Raw genomic sequence first — 16,954 nt, 5'->3', positions numbered from 1 at the left:
TTTCACATTCCTTCAGACCGCCATTAGCACTACAGCTGCATTCTTCGTGATGCCGGCCTGACGAATTTGCAACTGTAGTGTCAGGCCAGCGTATAGGCCGTCTTAACCGTCGTATAGAACTCGGCGGCGTAGCGGCCCTGCTCGCGCGGACCATAGCTCGAACCCTTGCGCCCGCCGAACGGCACGTGGAAATCGACACCGGCGGTCGGCAGATTGACCATCACCATGCCCGCTTCCGAATTGCGCTTGAAATGCGTGGCGTATTTCAGGCTCGTCGTGCAGATGCCCGACGACAGGCCGAAGTTCGTATCGTTGGCGGTGGCCAGCGCTTCTTCGTAATCCTTGACGCGGATGACCGAAGCGACCGGGCCGAAGATCTCCTCGCGGCTGATGCGCATCTGGTTGGTGGCTTCGGTGAAAAGTGCTGGCTGGAGATAGAAGCCCGGCGTTTCGCGGTTCAGGCGTTCACCACCAAAAGCAAGCTTCGCGCCTTCCTTGCGGCCAAGCTCAATATAGTCCATGTCCTGCTGAAGCTGGCTTTCGTCAACGACCGGGCCGATATGCGTGCCCTGCTTCAGCGCATTGTCGACCACAACGCCCTTCAGCCTTTCGATGGCAGCAGCAACGAACTTGTCGTGGATGCCTTCCGTCACGATGATGCGCGAGGATGCGGTGCAGCGCTGGCCGGTCGAGAAGAAGGCCGAATTGACCACGGATTCAACCGCGACATTGAGATCAGCATCATCCAGAACGACGACCGGGTTCTTGCCGCCCATTTCAAGCTGGAAGCGACGATTGTGCTCGATGGAGGCAGCGGCAACGCGCTTGCCCGTGCCGGTCGAGCCGGTGAAGGTCACTGCCTGAACATCGGCGCTGTCCAGAATGGTCTGGCCGACGACCGAACCCCTGCCCATAACGAGGTTGAGAACGCCCTTCGGCAGTCCGGCGCGGTGCAGAATATCGACAATCGCCCAGGAGCAGCCCGGCACGAGGTCGGCTGGCTTGAAGACGATGGTGTTGCCGTAGCAGAGTGCGGGCGCAATCTTCCAAGTCGGGATGGCGATCGGGAAATTCCACGGCGTGATGATACCGACGACACCAACAGCTTCACGGGTGACCTCCACGCCGATGCCCGGACGCGCCGAAGGCAGCGTTTCACCGGCAAGGCGCAGGCACTCGCCTGCGAAGAAATCGAAAATCTGGCTGGCGCGGATGGTTTCGCCGATGCCTTCGGCAAGCGTCTTGCCTTCTTCACGCGACAGGAGACGGCCAAGCTCGTCCTTGCGCGCCAGAATCTCGTCAGCTGCCTTACGCAGGATCGCATGGCGCTCCAGAATGCCGGAACGTGACCAGGCCGGGAAAGCGGCCTTCGCAGCTGCAATCGCCGCTTTCGTGTCTTCAGCCGTCGCGCGGGCATAGGTGCCCACCACATCATTGGTGTCGGACGGATTGATGTTGGCAGTGCCGTCACCGCCAACCCACTCGCCAGCGATCAGATTCTGATGAATTGTCATATGAACTCTCTCTCCCGATATCAGCCGTGCGGCTCTGATATATCTCACTTTCATTCGCGCATCGAACCAGCGAATGCAAGGTTGCAACGGGCTTTTAGCAGAAAATGTGAAAAGTATTACTTTTAAAATCCCAAAATCAACATTCTTGCAAAATTGCCACACCCCACACATTGCGAACCAGAAATTGCATTTAAGGCCTTGGCAAACGATTTTGCTCATTTATTGTGCAGCCATCTGAAACACTGGCAGGAGGTATGAGATGCGTGTCGATTATCCATTCCCAATGGTGCCCAGTGTTTTCGCGGGCGCCTCTAATCGCTAGGTCCGCGGCCCGCCTCGCGGGCTAAAATCGCTCCTTCGGAGCATCTTTCCAAAAGCATCGCTGTTCGCGGCTCCTCCGGGAGCCGACTGTTTTGTTTTCTCAATCAAGGGCCCGTTCTGCGCGCGAGCACAGGCTGGTAATATGGATATGACTCGGTTTCGTTTAGATTTCCGGGGACCTGCGTTCCGCAATGTCCTCGGCTACACTTTCAGCCATTGGCGAAGTCAGCCCTTGCGGCTGGCGCTGATGATAATCGGCATGCTGCTTGCAACAGCCGCAGATGTTTTGACCCCGCTCTATTCAGGGCGGCTGGTCGATGCGCTTTCGCTTGGCAATAACGGTGCATGGGATGCCGCCATTCAGGCGCTTGTCGTGCTGCTGGCGCTGGGCGCGCTGGCGCTGATCACCCGCCAGCTCACCTTCTATGTCATCACCGACTTCACTTTGAAGATCATGAGCGACATGGCGGCAAGCTCGTTCCACAAGTTGCAGCGGTTTTCGACCGACTGGCACGCCAATGCCTTTGCCGGATCAACAGTCCGCAAGGTTTCGCGCGCCATGTGGGCGCTTGATCTGCTCAATGACACGCTGATCGTGGCGCTGTTGCCGTCAATCCTGATGCTGGTTGGTTCGGTAGTGCTTCTGTCATGGTACTGGCCGCTGATGGGGCTGCTGGTTGCCATCGGCTCTGTGCTGTTCATCGTCTGCACCATCGTGATCTCGCTCGGCTTCGTCGCCCCTGCCGCAACGCTTGCCAATAGCTGGGACACGCGCATGGGCGGCTCGCTGGCCGATGCCATCTCCTGCAATGCTGTCGTGAAGGCATTTGGCGCGGAAAGCCGTGAAGATGTTCGTCTGTCCAGGGTCGTCACCAAGTGGCGCAGTCGCACGCGCCGCACATGGCTGATCGGCACGCTGAACGGCTTCATTCAGGGCGCGAACCTTCTGGTCATGCGCGGTGTTGTCATTGCCTTTGCGCTCTATCTCTGGAGCCAGGGCAAGGCCACGGCAGGCGACATCACCTTCGTTCTGACAGCCTTCTTCATGTTGCAGGGCTATCTGCGCGATGTCGGCATGCATATCCGCAACCTGCAAAGGTCGGTCAACGACATGGAAGAACTGGTCGATATCGAGGCACATCCCTATGGCATTGCTGACAGGTCTGGCGCTCCCGCCATCAAGATCGGTGCTGGCGAGATCACCTTCGATCACGTCACGTTCCATTATGGCAACCATGAAGACGCACTTTACCGCGACTTCTCGGTCAAGATCGATGCGGGCGAGCGGGTTGGCCTTGTCGGCCATTCCGGCTCCGGCAAGACCACCTTCGTGAAGCTGATCCAGCGGCTTTACGACGTCACGGACGGCGCCATCCGCATTGACGGTCAGAACATTGCCGAGGTCACCCAGGCGTCGCTGCGGTCGCAGATTGCCATCGTGCAACAGGAGCCGATCCTGTTTCACCGCACACTGGCCGAAAACATCGCCTATGCCCGCCCCGGCGCGACGCAAGGCCAGATTGAGGAAGCGGCACGCCTTGCCAGCGCGCATGACTTCATCACCCGGCTGCCGAAGGGCTATGCGACACTGGTGGGTGAACGCGGCGTGAAGCTGTCGGGCGGTGAACGCCAGCGCGTGGCCATTGCCCGGGCGTTTCTGGCCGACGCGCCAGTTCTGATCCTCGACGAGGCGACGTCAAGCCTCGACTCGGAATCGGAAGTGCTGATCCAGCAGGCGATGGAACGCCTGATGGTCGGGCGCACCACGCTCGTCATCGCTCACCGGCTTTCGACGGTGCGCGCACTCGACCGGTTGCTGGTCTTCGACAAGGGTCAGATCATCGAGGAAGGCGACCACGATGCGCTGATCCGCAAGCCGGGCGGCATCTACCGTCGTCTGTTCGAACGGCAGGCGCTGGAACTGACGAAGGGTCTTGAGGACGTCCTCTAGACCCCGAATATAGTCACCGCCTAAAGAACAGGGCCGGAATCACTTCCGGCCCTATTTTTATTGGGCTTTTTCTATTCATTCTGCATTCAGATCACGTCCGGTATCACCCGCCGCTCAACCGTGGCTTGACATTTCCATGACAGAAATGTGACACGAAATTTCTCATATTAGGAAATAGTAGCGGGTAAGATATGTCTGGAGTAGTGGAAAACGCGGGCGAACGTCGCTGGAGCGATGCGGCCATTTTCGGCGCTTCGCATGTCTCGTGGCCGGTGCGCTTCGTCTGGGTTGCGCTTGCCTCCATCGTCCTGTCCGTTCTGCTCGTCTTCTCCGTCGAATGGATTTTCCGCGGTTCCTTTGCCGAAGCCATCGAGTTTTTTCGCACCCCGCACAAGCCGGCATGGACAACGGTTGCCTTCTTCGTCGTGGTACTGACCGCCAGCGACGCGCTTTTCGGGCGTATCCATTACGGGCTCTTCGTGGTGGGACCGCTGGCGCTGATTGCTGCCACGACGGCGCGTGAAAAAAGCCTCTATCTCGGCGACCCGCTCTATCCGAGCGATTTTCTCTATGCCCGCCAGATCGTCGATCTGCTGCCGCTTCTGGTGCGTGAGCGTCCGTGGAGCGCTGTCGGCATCGCCATTCTCCTGATTGCCAGCGCTGCACTGCTGATTGCCGCGAGCCTTTTCTGGTGGCGTCGTTTCGACCGTATTCCCTGGAAAGGGCGCGCGCTTCGTCTGGCCTTCGCGCTGCCGCTGCTCGGCTGGTTCGCTTTCATTTCCGACTATTCCAGTTTTTCGCTGGCGCGCGACCGCCTGCGCGTTCTGCCCATCATGTGGGACCAGAAGGAAAATTACGCGCATAACGGTTTCACCATGGCCTTCATTTTGAACGTGCCAATGGCAACCGTCTTCGCGCCGGAAGGCTACTCCCCGGAAACCATGGCGTCGATTGAACCGCCAGCGCAGCTCATCCCTGCCGCGCTTGATACCGGCAAGCCCGACGTCATCATGATCATGAGCGAGTCGTTCTGGGACCCGACCCGCCTGCCGGGCGTCGCCTTCAGCGCCGATCCGATCCCGACCGTGCGCGCAGAACAATCCGGCTATGTGTTCTCGCCGGAATTCGGCGGCATGACCGCCAATGTCGAGTTTGAAGCGCTGACAGGCTTTTCAAAGGCATTCCTGCCTTCGGGTAGCATTCCTTATCAGCAATATATTCGCCGTCCGCTGCCTTCGCTTGCAAGCTTCTTCAAGGAACAGGGCTATGCAACGCGGGCAATCCATCCCTATCGCCAGTGGTTCTGGAACCGCGGTCCCGTCTATGAAAACATGGGCTTCGACAAGTTCATGTCGGAAGAAAACATGCCGCCGCTGGAAAAGCGCGGCACGCTTGCCTCGGACGATGCGCTGACCACCGAGATCATTCGCGAGGCAGACGAGCAGCAAGATCCGTTTTTCTTCTTCGCTGTTTCGCTGCAAGGCCATGGCCCCTATGAGGCCAACCGCTATCCGGATTCGAAGCTCGATGTGCAGACCGACGCCAGCGAAGCTGTGCGCCAGTCGATCCGTAGCTATTCGCAAGGGGCGATGGATGCCGATGTCAGCCTCGCCCGTCTGATGGACTGGGCGTCGAAGCGCGAACGCGAGACCATTCTGGTGTTCTTCGGCGATCATCTGCCACCGCTCGGCCCGGTCTATACCGAAACCGGCTTCATGCAGGATCGCGTCGCAAGCCGCATTGCGCCTGCCGCCGACATGCTTCTCCAGCATGAAACGCCGCTGGTGCTGTGGTCGAACAAGCGCGGCGCAGAACGCGGCACCGGCACGATCAGCCCGGCTTTCCTGCCGATGCAGATTCTCGAAATGGCCGGGATGCAGCATCCCTATTACACCGGCTTCCTGCGTCAGTTGCACGACCAGTATCGCGTTGTTGATGCGCATGCCGTGTTCGATGGCGATGAAAATGCCGATGAAGGCTGGCAGCAGCGCCCGCCATTCGCGCCGCTCCTGCGCGACTACCAGATGCTGCAATATGACATGATCTTTGGCAGCAGCTATGCGCGAGACCGGTTTTTCCCGGCCCCTTCACAAAGCTGATCGCGGTGTTTATGCCGGCGCCTTGCCGGCAGACTGGCGAATGATCAGCTTGTAGTCGATCTTTCGGGCCGGTGAGGTCTGGCCGTTCTCGATATGGTTCAACAGCATATCGGCTGCGCCACGCGTCATTTCGAAGATCGGCTGGCGCACGGTGGTGATCTGCGGCGATACCATGCTGGCAATCGAGCTGTCATCGAAACCGACCACGGTGAGATCACGCGGAACGGACAGTTTGTGGTCATGCGCCATCTGCACCACCGCCGCCGCCATATCGTCATTGGAGGCGAAGATCGCCGTCGGGCGATTTTCGAGTGACAGAAGTTTCTTTCCCGCCACAAGACCGCTGGCAAAACTGAAGCCGCCCTGCGCTTCATAATCGGGGTTGCGCTCGATCCCTGCCGCTTCAAGCGCCCGGCGATAACCGGCCAGCCGCAATTCCGCGGAACGATGGGTCGGGTCGCCGATGATGATGGCAATCTTCCTGTGACCGAGTTTCAGAAGATACTCCATCAGATCGACGGTCGCTGCTTCATCGTCGATGGAAACACTGTCGGTCGGATGCACATTGACGTCGCCCGCCACACGCGCAAACGGCATGGCCGAGGCTGAAAGCTCCTGCAAAATTTCCGGATCGTCCGACATGGGCGGCGTCACGATGATGCCGTCGAGGCCTGACGCATGGGCGGTTTCGATCAGCGCGCCGCGAATATCGGCGCGGTTCTCGACCGGAAAGATCAGCAGGCGATAGCGCGTACCGCGCAGGCGTTCCAGCGCGCCCATCTGCAATTCCGTCACATAGCTGGAACTGGGGTTTTCGAAGAAAAGACCGATCAGATGCGAACGTCGCTCCACCAGGTTGCGCGCCGCCGCATTGGGCCGATAGCGCAGTTCCTGCCCCACTTCGCGCACCTTTTCGCGGATCGCCTCGCGCACATTCGGTTCGTCGTTATAAACACGCGAAACGGTCTTGATCGACACGCCTGCCAGACGCGCCACATCGTGTATCGTCGCTCTTTTGCCTGTTGCAGCCATATGGGATCGTCTTCCTCCTCGAAGCGTTCGCTACTTCTGCGCACTCCCAAACACAAAACCGCTACACGCTTTTGTTGGAAATGCTCTAGTGGTCTGATTTCAACATTTGCATCCCTCGGCACAAGCGCTAAGCAAATGTTGAAATCAAAAAGACCACTAGCAAGTATATGTATCTAGTGGATTTTTCGAATTTGACGTTTGAAACAGCATATGCGTCAGTCGGGATTCAAACGTCAAATTCAATCCACTAGCCTGTTCGTCGGATAACGAAAAGGCCAAACGCTTCAGGGAATGGAACATATGCGGGAGCGCGTCAGAAAACGCACTTCACGCCCGTTATCGAGCGAGAACATGCCCCCGCGCCCCGGAACGACATCGATGATGAGTTCAGTGTGCTTCCAGACTTCATATTGCGGGCCGCTGATATAGACCGGCGCGCCGCCAATTTCGCCCAGTTTGACATCGTTGTCTCCGACGACAAACTCGCCTTGCGGATAGCACATCGGTGAAGAACCGTCGCAGCAGCCGCCCGACTGATGAAACATGATCGGTCCATATTCCGCCTGCAATTCGGCGATGAGATCCAGCGCGGCAGGCGTGGCGCTGACCTGGCCCTTGCCATCATCTCCAGCGCTCGTTTCGGGATTCCTCGCAGAACCCTTTTGCGGGTTTTCTTGCAACATTCTCTCCTCCCTCGCATGAGAACGGGCGAAACAGGTCCGCCCGTTCAGAACATGTAAAGCCTATCCTGCACGCTTTACTGCGTCAGATCCATCACGACGCGGCCTTCGATGTTGCCCTTGCGCATATCATCGAAGATGGAATTAACATTTTCCAGTTTCTCGGTGCGGATGGTCGCCTTGACCTTGCCGTCGGCAGCAAAATCGAGCGATTCCTGCAAATCAAGCCGGGTGCCGACGATGGAACCGCGCACGGTGACGCCGTTCAGCACCATGTTGAAGATTGACAGCGGGAAATCGCCCGGCGGCAGACCGTTCAACGACACCGTGCCGCCGCGCGCCACCATGCCCAGCGCCTGTTCGAACGCGATGGGCGAAACCGCCGTCACCAGCACGCCTTGTGCGCCGCCATCGGTTTCCTTCTTGATATAGGCCGCCGGATCCTTGTTGGTCTTGGCATTGACGGTCACCGTCGCGCCAAGCTTACGCGCCAGTTCGAGTTTTTTGTCGTCGATATCAACGGCGGCAACGTTCATTCCCATCGCCTTGGCATATTGCACCGCCATATGGCCGAGACCGCCAACGCCGGAGATCACCACCCAGTCGCCCGGTTTGGTGTCTGTTACCTTGAGGCCTTTATAGACCGTGACACCGGCACAGAGCACCGGCGCGATCTCATTGAAATCGATATTCTTCGGCAAGTGGCCGACGAAATTCGGGTCGGCAACCACATATTGCCCAAAGCCGCCATTGACCGAATAGCCGGTATTGAGCTGTTCCTCGCACAGGGTTTCCCAACCGCCGAGGCAGTGGCGGCAATGACCGCAGGCCGTATAAAGCCACGGAACGCCGACGCGGTCGCCTTCCTTCACATGCTTGACGCCAGCACCCACGCCCGACACGAAACCCACGCCCTCATGTCCGGGGATAAATGGCGGATTGGGCTTCACCGGCCAGTCGCCTTCGGCGGCATGAAGATCGGTATGGCAGACGCCGGAAGCCTGAATGGCGACCTGTATCTGTCCCGGTCCCGGTTCCGGTATCGGCACTTCGTCGATCGTCAACGGCTTGCCAAATGCTCGTACCACTGCCGCTTTCATTGTCTTGGCCATGAAGTCTCTCCTTCGTTATCGAATTGAGTTTCTTTCAAGCTGCTTCCCGAAACGGGATGGAAGAAATGAGTAACAGGAATATGGAGCACCCGGGTGCCGCGTCCAGCCCGCCACGCAATGGCGACTTGCAGGACCATTCAAGGGTTGCCCGGGCATTTTCGCCCAGGCCCCTTCGCAGTCCCCTGGGAGGGTGAACCGATGCCGTTCTTCCAACGCAATACTGACATGGAAGACGTAAATACGCTTTGATTAGACGCAATGCGGAGACGTTAATTCCCCGCATCACTTTTCGCAGTCGGTCAGGGCTTAGAAGAAGCCGAGTTTCTTCGGGCTGTAGCTCACCAGCATGTTCTTGGTGTTCTGGTAATGCTCCAGCATCTTCAGATGGTTTTCGCGACCGATGCCCGACTGCTTGTAACCACCGAAGGCCGCGTGGGCCGGATAGGCATGGTAGCAGTTGGTCCACACACGGCCAGCCTGAATAGCGCGACCGAAGCGATAGGCCCGCGTTCCGTCACGGGTCCAGATACCGGCGCCGAGGCCATAGAGCGTGTCATTGGCAATCGACAGTGCTTCCGCATCGTCCTTGAAGGTCGCAACGGACACGACCGGTCCGAAGATTTCTTCCTGGAAGATACGCATCTTGTTGTTACCCTTGAACACGGTCGGCTTCACGTAATAGCCGCCAGCCAGATCGCCCGGCAGAACATTGCGTTCACCGCCGGTCAGCACTTCCGCGCCTTCCTGACGACCGATGTCGAGATAGCTGAGGATTTTCTCAAGCTGCTCGCTCGAAGCCTGCGCGCCGATCATCGTTGCCGGATCGAGCGGATCGCCCTGCACAATGGCTTCCACACGCTTCAGCGCCTTTTCCATGAACTTGTCGTAGATCGACTCATGGACAAGAGCGCGGCTCGGACAGGTGCAGACCTCACCCTGATTGAGCGCGAACATGACGAAGCCTTCAATGGCCTTGTCGAGGAAATCGTCGTCTTCCGCAGCCACATCCTTGAAGAAAATGTTGGGCGACTTGCCACCAAGTTCCAGCGTAACCGGAATGAGGTTCTGGCTGGCATATTGCATGATGAGACGACCGGTCGTGGTTTCGCCGGTGAATGCAATCTTGGCAATGCGCGGGCTGGATGCCAGCGGCTTGCCCGCTTCAAGACCGAAGCCATTGACGACATTGATCACGCCTGCAGGCAGCAGATCGGCAATCAGTTCCATCAGGACGAGGATCGAGGCCGGGGTCTGTTCAGCGGGCTTCAGCACCACGCAATTGCCGGCGGCGAGTGCCGGAGCCAGCTTCCAAACCGCCATCAGGATCGGGAAGTTCCACGGAATGATCTGGCCGACAACGCCCAGCGGCTCATGGAAGTGATAGGCGACCGTGTCGTGGTCGATTTCCGAAATGCCGCCTTCCTGTGCGCGGATGACACCGGCGAAATAGCGGAAGTGATCGACAGCCAGCGGCAGATCGGCAGCGGTGGTTTCGCGGATCGGCTTGCCATTGTCCCATGTTTCGGCAGCAGCGAGCGCGGGCAGGTTTTCTTCGATACGGTCGGCAATCCGGTTGAGGATCAGCGCGCGTTCGGCTGCGCTGGTACGGCCCCATGCATCCTTGGCAGCATGAGCAGCATCGAGCGCTGCTTCAACATCCGCTGCGTCAGACCGTGCCACTTCGCACAGAACCTGACCATTGACCGGCGAGGTATTCTCGAAATAGCGGCCAGACTTGGGCTCGACCCATTTGCCGCCGATGAAGTTTCCATAACGTTTGGCAAAAGCCGGCTTCACCGTCCGGCTGAATTCAACCTTATTCATGACTTCCTCCCGAAATAACGCTGCCTCCACCACGACAGTTGCATTCTTCGTGACGCCGGGCTGCAAAGAGCAATTTTTTGCGCTCCGGTGCTCACGTACCTTGAAGTACGTTGCGCTCCGGTGCTCTAAAATCACTCTTTTCGCCACGGCCTGACGAATTTGCAGCTGTCGTGTACAGCGCTTCGATAAGGAGGATCGCGCGATAGCGGGGGAGAGTCATCCCGTGTTTTAACGCTCGCAAGATCATGTGTCGCAATATTGAGACAGTTGCGTCAGGTGATTTTGAGAGAGGTTTAAGAGCCTGAATCAAAAAGCGGCATGTGAGTGCGAAAATGGTGATTTTCGAGTACCGGAGCGCAGCGTACTTAAAGGTACGTGAGCACCGGAACGTAGAAAATTGCCATTTGCAGCCGCACAGGACGAGTTTTGGAACAGGCTCTAATGTGGGCGAATGATCTTGAGACGGTTCAGCTTGCGGTGCAGCGTCGCGCGGCTGATGCCCAGAAGTCCGGCGGCGGCGGAAATATTTCCCTCGGCTCGGGCAAGCGCCCGCAGGATGACCCCGCGTTCAGACTCAGCCAGATCCTCGCGCGGATCGGCATTCCAGCCGAGAATATCGGCAGCGGGCAGCGGGCCTGCCAGCGCCGCATCATCGAGACCCAACGCCAGACGGGCAGCCCGTGTCGCACCAATCACCAGATCGTCCTTGTCGACCGCGATCAAAGCACCGCCGCTGCGGTCCACGCTTGGGGCCAGCATGATGCGGGCCTTTGGAAAAGCCTGCCGGAAATTTTCCGCCTCGATCCGGCGCGCCGCATCGATCACCGCCACGGAGATGAGCTGCGCAAAGGCTTCCGTCAGATCGGAACGGCACGACGACACGTCGAGCGCCGCCATCATCCGGCCCTGATGGTCGTGGATCGGCGCCACCGTGCAGGACAGGCCGATATTGCGCGAATGAAAGTGCTGGTCGCGATGGATGGTGAGCGCACGCTGTTCGACGATGCAGGTACCGATGCCGTTGGTGCCTTCGCTTTCCTCGCTCCACACCGCGCCTGTCCATAAGCCCCAGCGGTAGAATGTGTCGTCGTCGCTCGCGGCTCCCCGCCGCTCCACCGGCACGCCTTCACTATCGGCCAGAAGCACGCAGCAGCCGACGCCGCCGACCGCCATGTAAAGACGATCCATGCTGGCCTGTGCCACACTGACCAGCCGCTCCACCCGCTCATGCGCGGTGCGGAACTCCCCTTCGGAAAGCGTGCGCACGGCGCCCGGATCGGCAGGGTCGAGCTTGTGCAGTTCGGCGGAGCGTTGCCACGACGCTACCAGCGCCGAGCGGGCAGACCCGCCGGTGTGGATTGCGGACAGAATCCGGTCCGCATGAACCCGTTCTTGCGGTGCACCCATCTTTCTCCTCCCAGGAAGGCTGGAACCGCTGAATTCGCCCTGAACATCCCCGAAGACTGAACCGCTAAACAGTCCTGCCGGGCACGCTCCCAGTGATAATGGCCTGTTCCCCCACAACTGGCAAGCGCATCGTCAAAGCGATGAAACCAGCCAGAAAAACGGCCCGGCGGAAAAATTCGCCGGGCCGTGCGTGCGGTGTGGTCTTTGGGAGGTATGTATTTGTCGGCGGTATGAACCTCGTGAGAGGCCATCATCTGAGCGCCTGTTCCAAAAGTCGTCCTGTGTGGCTGCAAATGGCAATTTTCTGCATTCCGGTGCTCACATACCAATAGTACGCTCCGCTCCGGTACTCGAAAATCACCATTTTCGCACACACATGCCGCTTTTTGATTCAAGCTCTGATAAACGGTGCGGAACCAATCTAGTTGATCTCACCCTGGCCTAAATACATCGGACAGAATGGTATCGGGAGGAGTCGATCGGCATCCGCACCGCATTCTTAAAGTAGTTTTAAAAATTTTCAAGTATAAAAAGTCTTTAAGTACTCTGTTAAACTATCACACAAAAGAATAATTGAAAATTACAATCATTTGATTGCTATTATACACCCGCAACAAATCGCGATGAAACTTCTTCTCGGTTTTTTATGAAATTATTCAGCCCTTCTGCTTCTGCTGCGGTCAGTCGCAGGCCCAGTTTTGTGCGCCGCCACAAGACATCCTCTGCCGTGCAAGCCCATTCATTTTCAAGGAGATAGGCGACCTCGGCTTGATAGAGATCAGCGCCGAAATGGAGACCAAGATCATCGAGCGATGCGGCTTTGCCAAGCAGCTCGTGAACACGCGTTCCATAAAGGCGGAACAGGCGGCGGGCATGAGCTGGCGACAGAAACGGATAAGCCGATTGTATTTTCCGCAACTCGCTTTCGAAAGCAACTTCCTGAAAATCCCCGCCCGGCAGCGCTGCCGCATGGGTCCACGGCGCGCCTTTCTTACCCAGATGATGCTCGATCTTTTCCAGCATATGTTCGGCAAGCTTGCGCGCCGTCGTCAGCTTGCCGCCGAAGACATTGATGAGCGGCGCGAGACCGGCTGGTGCATCGTCCTTCAAAACATAGTCGCGGGTTGCTTCCTGCGCCTTGCTTGCGCCATCGTCATAGAGCGGGCGCACGCCCGAATAGGTCCAGACGACATCTTCCCGGCGCACAGGTTCTGCGAAATATTCGCTTGCCGCCGCGCAAAGATAATCGGTTTCGGCTTCGGTGATCGCCACCTTGGCGGGATCGCCCTTATAGTCCTGATCGGTGGTGCCGATCAGGGTGAAATCGTCTTCATAGGGGATCGCAAAGATGATGCGGCCATCATTGTTCTGGAAGAAATAAGAGCGCGGATCGGCAAATTTCTTGCGCACCACGATATGGCTGCCCTGCACCAGACGCACATTGTGCAACTGGCGATCACCTTCGACGCCCTGCAACACCTTGTCGGCCCACGGACCCGCGGCATTGACCAGCAAACGGGCGCGAATTTCTTCCTGATGTCCGGTGTCAGTATTCTCAATCGTCACCGTCCAGCCCTGACTGTCGCGTCGTGCGGCCACCACCTTTGTCCGGGTGCGAATGGATGCGCCACGGTCGGATGCATCGCGCGCAGTCAGCGCTACGAAACGGGCATCATCAACCCAGCAATCTGAATATTCGAATGCCTTGGTGAAAAGCGGCTTCAGCGGCTGAGCAGCAGGATCAGTACGCATGTTCAATGTGCGCGTCGCCGGGAGCTTCTTGCGACCACCCAGATGATCGTAGAGGAACAGGCCCAGCCGCAGCAGCCATGCCGGACGCACCCCGCCCTTATGATAGGGCAGCACAAAGCGCATCGGATGGATGATATGCGGCGCATTGGCCCACAGAACCTCACGCTCCATCAGCGCCTCGCGCACCAGACGAAACTCGTAATGCTCCAGATAACGCAGGCCGCCATGGATCAGCTTGGTGGCGCGGGACGAAGTGCCGCTCGCCAGATCGTTCATTTCCGCCAGGAAAACAGAAAAGCCGCGCCCAACCGCGTCGCGCGCGATGCCGCATCCGTTGATGCCGCCGCCGATGACGAAAATGTCGAATATTTTTTCCTGCACCATGGCAAACCTTGAAAGCGGCTTTCAGAGCGCTTGCAGCAGACAGACGCTCGAACATTCATTTTAAAGCGCATCACCGGACGCGCCTCAGAACACCAAAGCGAATATAAAACTATTTAATATGAAAGCAAAGCGAAAATAAACGAAACTACCCCGCTTTGGTCGCCGCCCCGCTATCATTAAGGGTTTCGATCAGCTCAACCTCATGTTCCGCGCACAGATCGCGCAGCTGCTGCGACGAGCAACGGTCGGTGATGAAGGTGTTGATCTGCGAAATATGGCCGATTCGTACCGGTGCAGTGCGTTCCAGCTTGGTGGAATCGGAAACGAGGATGACGTGGCGCGCATTGGCGATGATCGCCTGCGCGACTTTCACTTCGCGGAAATCGAAATCCAGCAGCGCGCCGTCTTCGTCCATGGCCGAAGCGCCGATGATGGCATAATCGACCTTGAACTGGCGAATGAAGTCCACTGCCGCCTCACCCACGATGCCGCCGTCGGACGAGCGCACCACACCGCCGGCAATGACCACTTCGATGGAAGTGTGCACACGAAGCGTATTGGCGACATTGATGTTGTTGGTGATGACCATCAGCTCGCTATGGTCGATCAGGGCATGGCTGACGGCTTCGGTCGTGGTGCCAATATTGATGAACAGGGATGCGCCATCCGGGATGATTTCGGCTGCCGCCTTGCCGATCGATTCTTTTTCATTGGCGGCGATCCGGCGGCGCGCCTCATATTCCATATTCTCAACGCCGGATGGATAAAGCGCCCCGCCATGAATGCGGCGCAGCAGGCGCGCGCGGCACAGATCGTTGAGATCCTTGCGCACAGTTTGCGGCGTGACATCAAAAGCCGCAGCCAGATCGTCCACCAGGACCTGCCCCTGACGGCGGGCAAGGTCCAGAATTGCATTGTGACGAGGGGTAAGCTGCATTTTTTGCCCGCGCTGAGTTTGTTAGAATTGCGAGCCTGTAATGTCTCTGTTTTCGGAGAGAAAGCAACCGCCTATGCCTGTCTGCACCGTTTTCAAAGCCTGTTTTGTTTTCACGCACTATCCAACGCGAAACCGCTCAATCGTCGCCCAAAGTGCTGTTGTACATATTGTGCAGCTTGCAGGCCACTTCGGTCCGGTTGGCAGCACCGATCTTGCGCATGATGTTATGGACATGTGCCTTCACGGTGCCTTCGCTCATGCCCAGTTCGAAAGCGATCACCTTGTTGGAGCGACCAATGCGAATCGCATGCACCACCTCGATTTCGCGTGCGGTCAGCAATTCGCCCAGCACATCCTCATCAATATCCGGCGGCGGCGACTTGATGGCCATGGAAGCAGGAATATACATGCCACCCGCGCTGGCGAGGTGGATCGCCTCGACACAGACACGAACATCGACCGAGGTGGGGATATAGCCTCTTGCGCCGATTTCCATGGCCCGCACCACCTGCGCCCATTCCTCACGTTCGGCGAGAAGCACAATCGGCGATGGCGACCACATTTCCACGAGGGAGCGGATTTCTTCGGAGAAGAACGGATCGGCAAGCCGCTTGGCGCCGATATGCAGCAAAATGACAGCACTGCCGTTGAACGCCTTCGCCTGCTCTACAAAGGCGTAGCACGTTACCGGCATTTTCAACCCATTCATCAGGAGGCCGTTGAAAAGGCACTCCCGCTCCAGATTGCTTTTGCATACGAGTAGCAGATGGCGGTCACTGTTCGGCAGAACGCCGACACCAACCGCTCCATTGTCTCTTTCTTCCGGTACAGCCCACAGGCTGGCACCCCTGGCATCCAACATCGGCGCGTCTCCCCGGCACGAAGGTTTACTAACTCCTACACAGTGATCCGCCGGTCCTGCCCCGCCGCAAGATCGGTATTTAAATGATGCTTATGACTTATATTGACGAATTCCCGCCATTCCATGGGCTAATATTGCTACCTCAAAGCAATCGTGTCATTAATTTATGTTAGCAAGTTCGAAAATTTATGTTGTCCGTAAGAGCGACTTAAACAGTAGGAAGATATAAAACTATATCTTTCGTTTAGTACGGAAGTGTTATGCATAGTGGTAGAGGCATTGCGGCACCTTCGGTGGGGGTGCTGATCGACTTACTGGAATCTTCTCCGATTCTGGCGGACCTTGATGCGCATGCGATTGGTGCTTTGGCTTCTCTTGTCATCACAGAAAACAATTTTACCACCGATACCGTCATCATAGAACAGGGTGAGCGCGTCAGAAACGTGCATATGGTCGTGTCCGGCTGGGGCTGCGTCTATCGCGATCTGTCCGGCGGCCAGAGGCAGATCATCGACTTTCCAATGCGTTGCGATTTCATCGGCCTTCGCACCGCAGACGGCTATAGCTACAATACGATATCGGCCATCACGCCGATGAAAGTCATTGAAATTCCACTGGCTTCGCTTGAAAGCGCGATCCGGCGTGTTCCGCGTCTGGCAATGATCTTCATCGAGCTTTTGTCGCGACAACGCGCCATGCTGATCGAGCATCTGACCAATGTCGGTCGCCGCAGTGCCTTTGTACGCACCGCACATCTGCTGCTGGAACTGTCGGACCGGGTCAAAGCCTGCTGCATTGACGACCCCGATTCCTATTACTGTCCACTGACGCAATATCAGCTGGCCGATGCGCTGGGACTAACGCCAATCCACCTCAATCGCATGTTGCGGGATCTGCGCGAAGAAGGGCTTGTCCTCTTCCGCTCAAACCGGGTCGAGATTCTCGATCGCCAACGCCTTGTTGCGCTCGCCGAATATGATGGCGAGTGTTGATTGCCGCTGAGAAGTGACCCGGTTTTTCCACCGAGAATTGACCCGCCTTTTAATTAATGTTCGGGTTTTTATTCACGGTCAAGTTTC

Annotated in this window: 12 protein-coding genes and 1 pseudogene; 3 read left to right on the top strand and 10 right to left on the bottom strand. The window is 57.5% G+C overall.

Annotated elements, in window-relative coordinates:
* Positions 1 to 80: 80 nt before the first annotated feature.
* Positions 81 to 1,514: an aldehyde dehydrogenase family protein gene (locus FGI60_RS15300; RefSeq protein ID WP_138785937.1), complete on the bottom strand. Its 1,434-nt coding sequence runs from the start codon at positions 1,512 to 1,514 to the stop codon at positions 81 to 83.
* Positions 1,515 to 1,983: 469 nt separating this feature from the next.
* On the opposite strand from FGI60_RS15300, the gene FGI60_RS15295 reads away from it, so the two are divergent.
* Together FGI60_RS15295 and FGI60_RS15290 are read left to right on the top strand one after the other, a co-directional pair.
* Positions 1,984 to 3,786, top strand: a complete 1,803-nt coding sequence (locus tag FGI60_RS15295) for an ABC transporter ATP-binding protein (protein WP_138785936.1) — start codon at positions 1,984 to 1,986, stop codon at positions 3,784 to 3,786.
* 191 nt (positions 3,787 to 3,977) lie between these two features.
* Positions 3,978 to 5,885: an LTA synthase family protein gene (locus FGI60_RS15290; protein WP_138785935.1), complete on the top strand. Its 1,908-nt coding sequence runs from the start codon at positions 3,978 to 3,980 to the stop codon at positions 5,883 to 5,885.
* 9 nt (positions 5,886 to 5,894) lie between these two features.
* Here the strand turns inward: FGI60_RS15290 and FGI60_RS15285 are convergent, their stop codons facing one another.
* The 9 genes and pseudogenes from FGI60_RS15285 to FGI60_RS15240 all read right to left on the bottom strand — a co-directional run bounded on the left by FGI60_RS15285 (position 5,895) and on the right by FGI60_RS15240 (position 15,875).
* The gene (locus FGI60_RS15285) at positions 5,895 to 6,917 is read right to left on the bottom strand and encodes a LacI family DNA-binding transcriptional regulator (RefSeq protein ID WP_138785934.1); all 1,023 of its coding nucleotides are present in this window, start codon (positions 6,915 to 6,917) and stop codon (positions 5,895 to 5,897) included.
* Positions 6,918 to 7,201: 284 nt separating this feature from the next.
* Entirely contained in the window at positions 7,202 to 7,600 is a 399-nt protein-coding gene (locus FGI60_RS15275; RefSeq protein WP_138785933.1) for a DUF779 domain-containing protein, read from the bottom strand.
* Between the two features lie 74 nt (positions 7,601 to 7,674).
* On the bottom strand, positions 7,675 to 8,709 hold the full coding sequence (gene adhP / locus FGI60_RS15270; RefSeq protein WP_138785932.1) for an alcohol dehydrogenase AdhP: 1,035 nt from the start codon (positions 8,707 to 8,709) through the stop codon (positions 7,675 to 7,677).
* A gap of 306 nt (positions 8,710 to 9,015) precedes the next feature.
* Positions 9,016 to 10,533 carry an aldehyde dehydrogenase gene (gene adh / locus FGI60_RS15265; RefSeq protein ID WP_078339603.1) on the bottom strand — a complete coding sequence of 506 codons (1,518 nt, stop codon included), beginning with the start codon at positions 10,531 to 10,533 and terminating at the stop codon, positions 9,016 to 9,018.
* Positions 10,534 to 10,825: 292 nt separating this feature from the next.
* A pseudogene (locus FGI60_RS15260) lies at positions 10,826 to 10,937 on the bottom strand (flagellar basal body P-ring protein FlgI); the annotation flags it as partial.
* Positions 10,938 to 10,971: 34 nt separating this feature from the next.
* A complete protein-coding gene (locus tag FGI60_RS15255; RefSeq protein WP_138785931.1) occupies positions 10,972 to 11,940 on the bottom strand; it encodes a GAF domain-containing protein in 969 nt (322 codons plus the stop codon).
* 600 nt (positions 11,941 to 12,540) lie between these two features.
* Positions 12,541 to 14,076: a glycerol-3-phosphate dehydrogenase gene (gene glpD, locus FGI60_RS15250; protein WP_138785930.1), complete on the bottom strand. Its 1,536-nt coding sequence runs from the start codon at positions 14,074 to 14,076 to the stop codon at positions 12,541 to 12,543.
* 145 nt (positions 14,077 to 14,221) lie between these two features.
* The gene (locus FGI60_RS15245) at positions 14,222 to 15,013 is read right to left on the bottom strand and encodes a DeoR/GlpR family DNA-binding transcription regulator (RefSeq protein ID WP_138785929.1); all 792 of its coding nucleotides are present in this window, start codon (positions 15,011 to 15,013) and stop codon (positions 14,222 to 14,224) included.
* Between the two features lie 136 nt (positions 15,014 to 15,149).
* On the bottom strand, positions 15,150 to 15,875 hold the full coding sequence (locus FGI60_RS15240) for a response regulator transcription factor (protein ID WP_138785928.1): 726 nt from the start codon (positions 15,873 to 15,875) through the stop codon (positions 15,150 to 15,152).
* 260 nt (positions 15,876 to 16,135) lie between these two features.
* Between FGI60_RS15240 and FGI60_RS15235 the strand changes: the two genes are divergently transcribed.
* Entirely contained in the window at positions 16,136 to 16,867 is a 732-nt protein-coding gene (locus FGI60_RS15235) for a Crp/Fnr family transcriptional regulator (RefSeq protein ID WP_138785927.1), read from the top strand.
* Positions 16,868 to 16,954 lie beyond the last annotated feature (87 nt).

The sequence above is a fragment of the Brucella haematophila genome, assembly GCF_005938105.1.
Taxonomy (GTDB): Bacteria; Pseudomonadota; Alphaproteobacteria; order Rhizobiales; family Rhizobiaceae; genus Brucella; species Brucella haematophila.
Note: the sequence above shows the minus strand (reverse complement) of the source record. Positions and strands in the feature narration are given on the sequence as shown.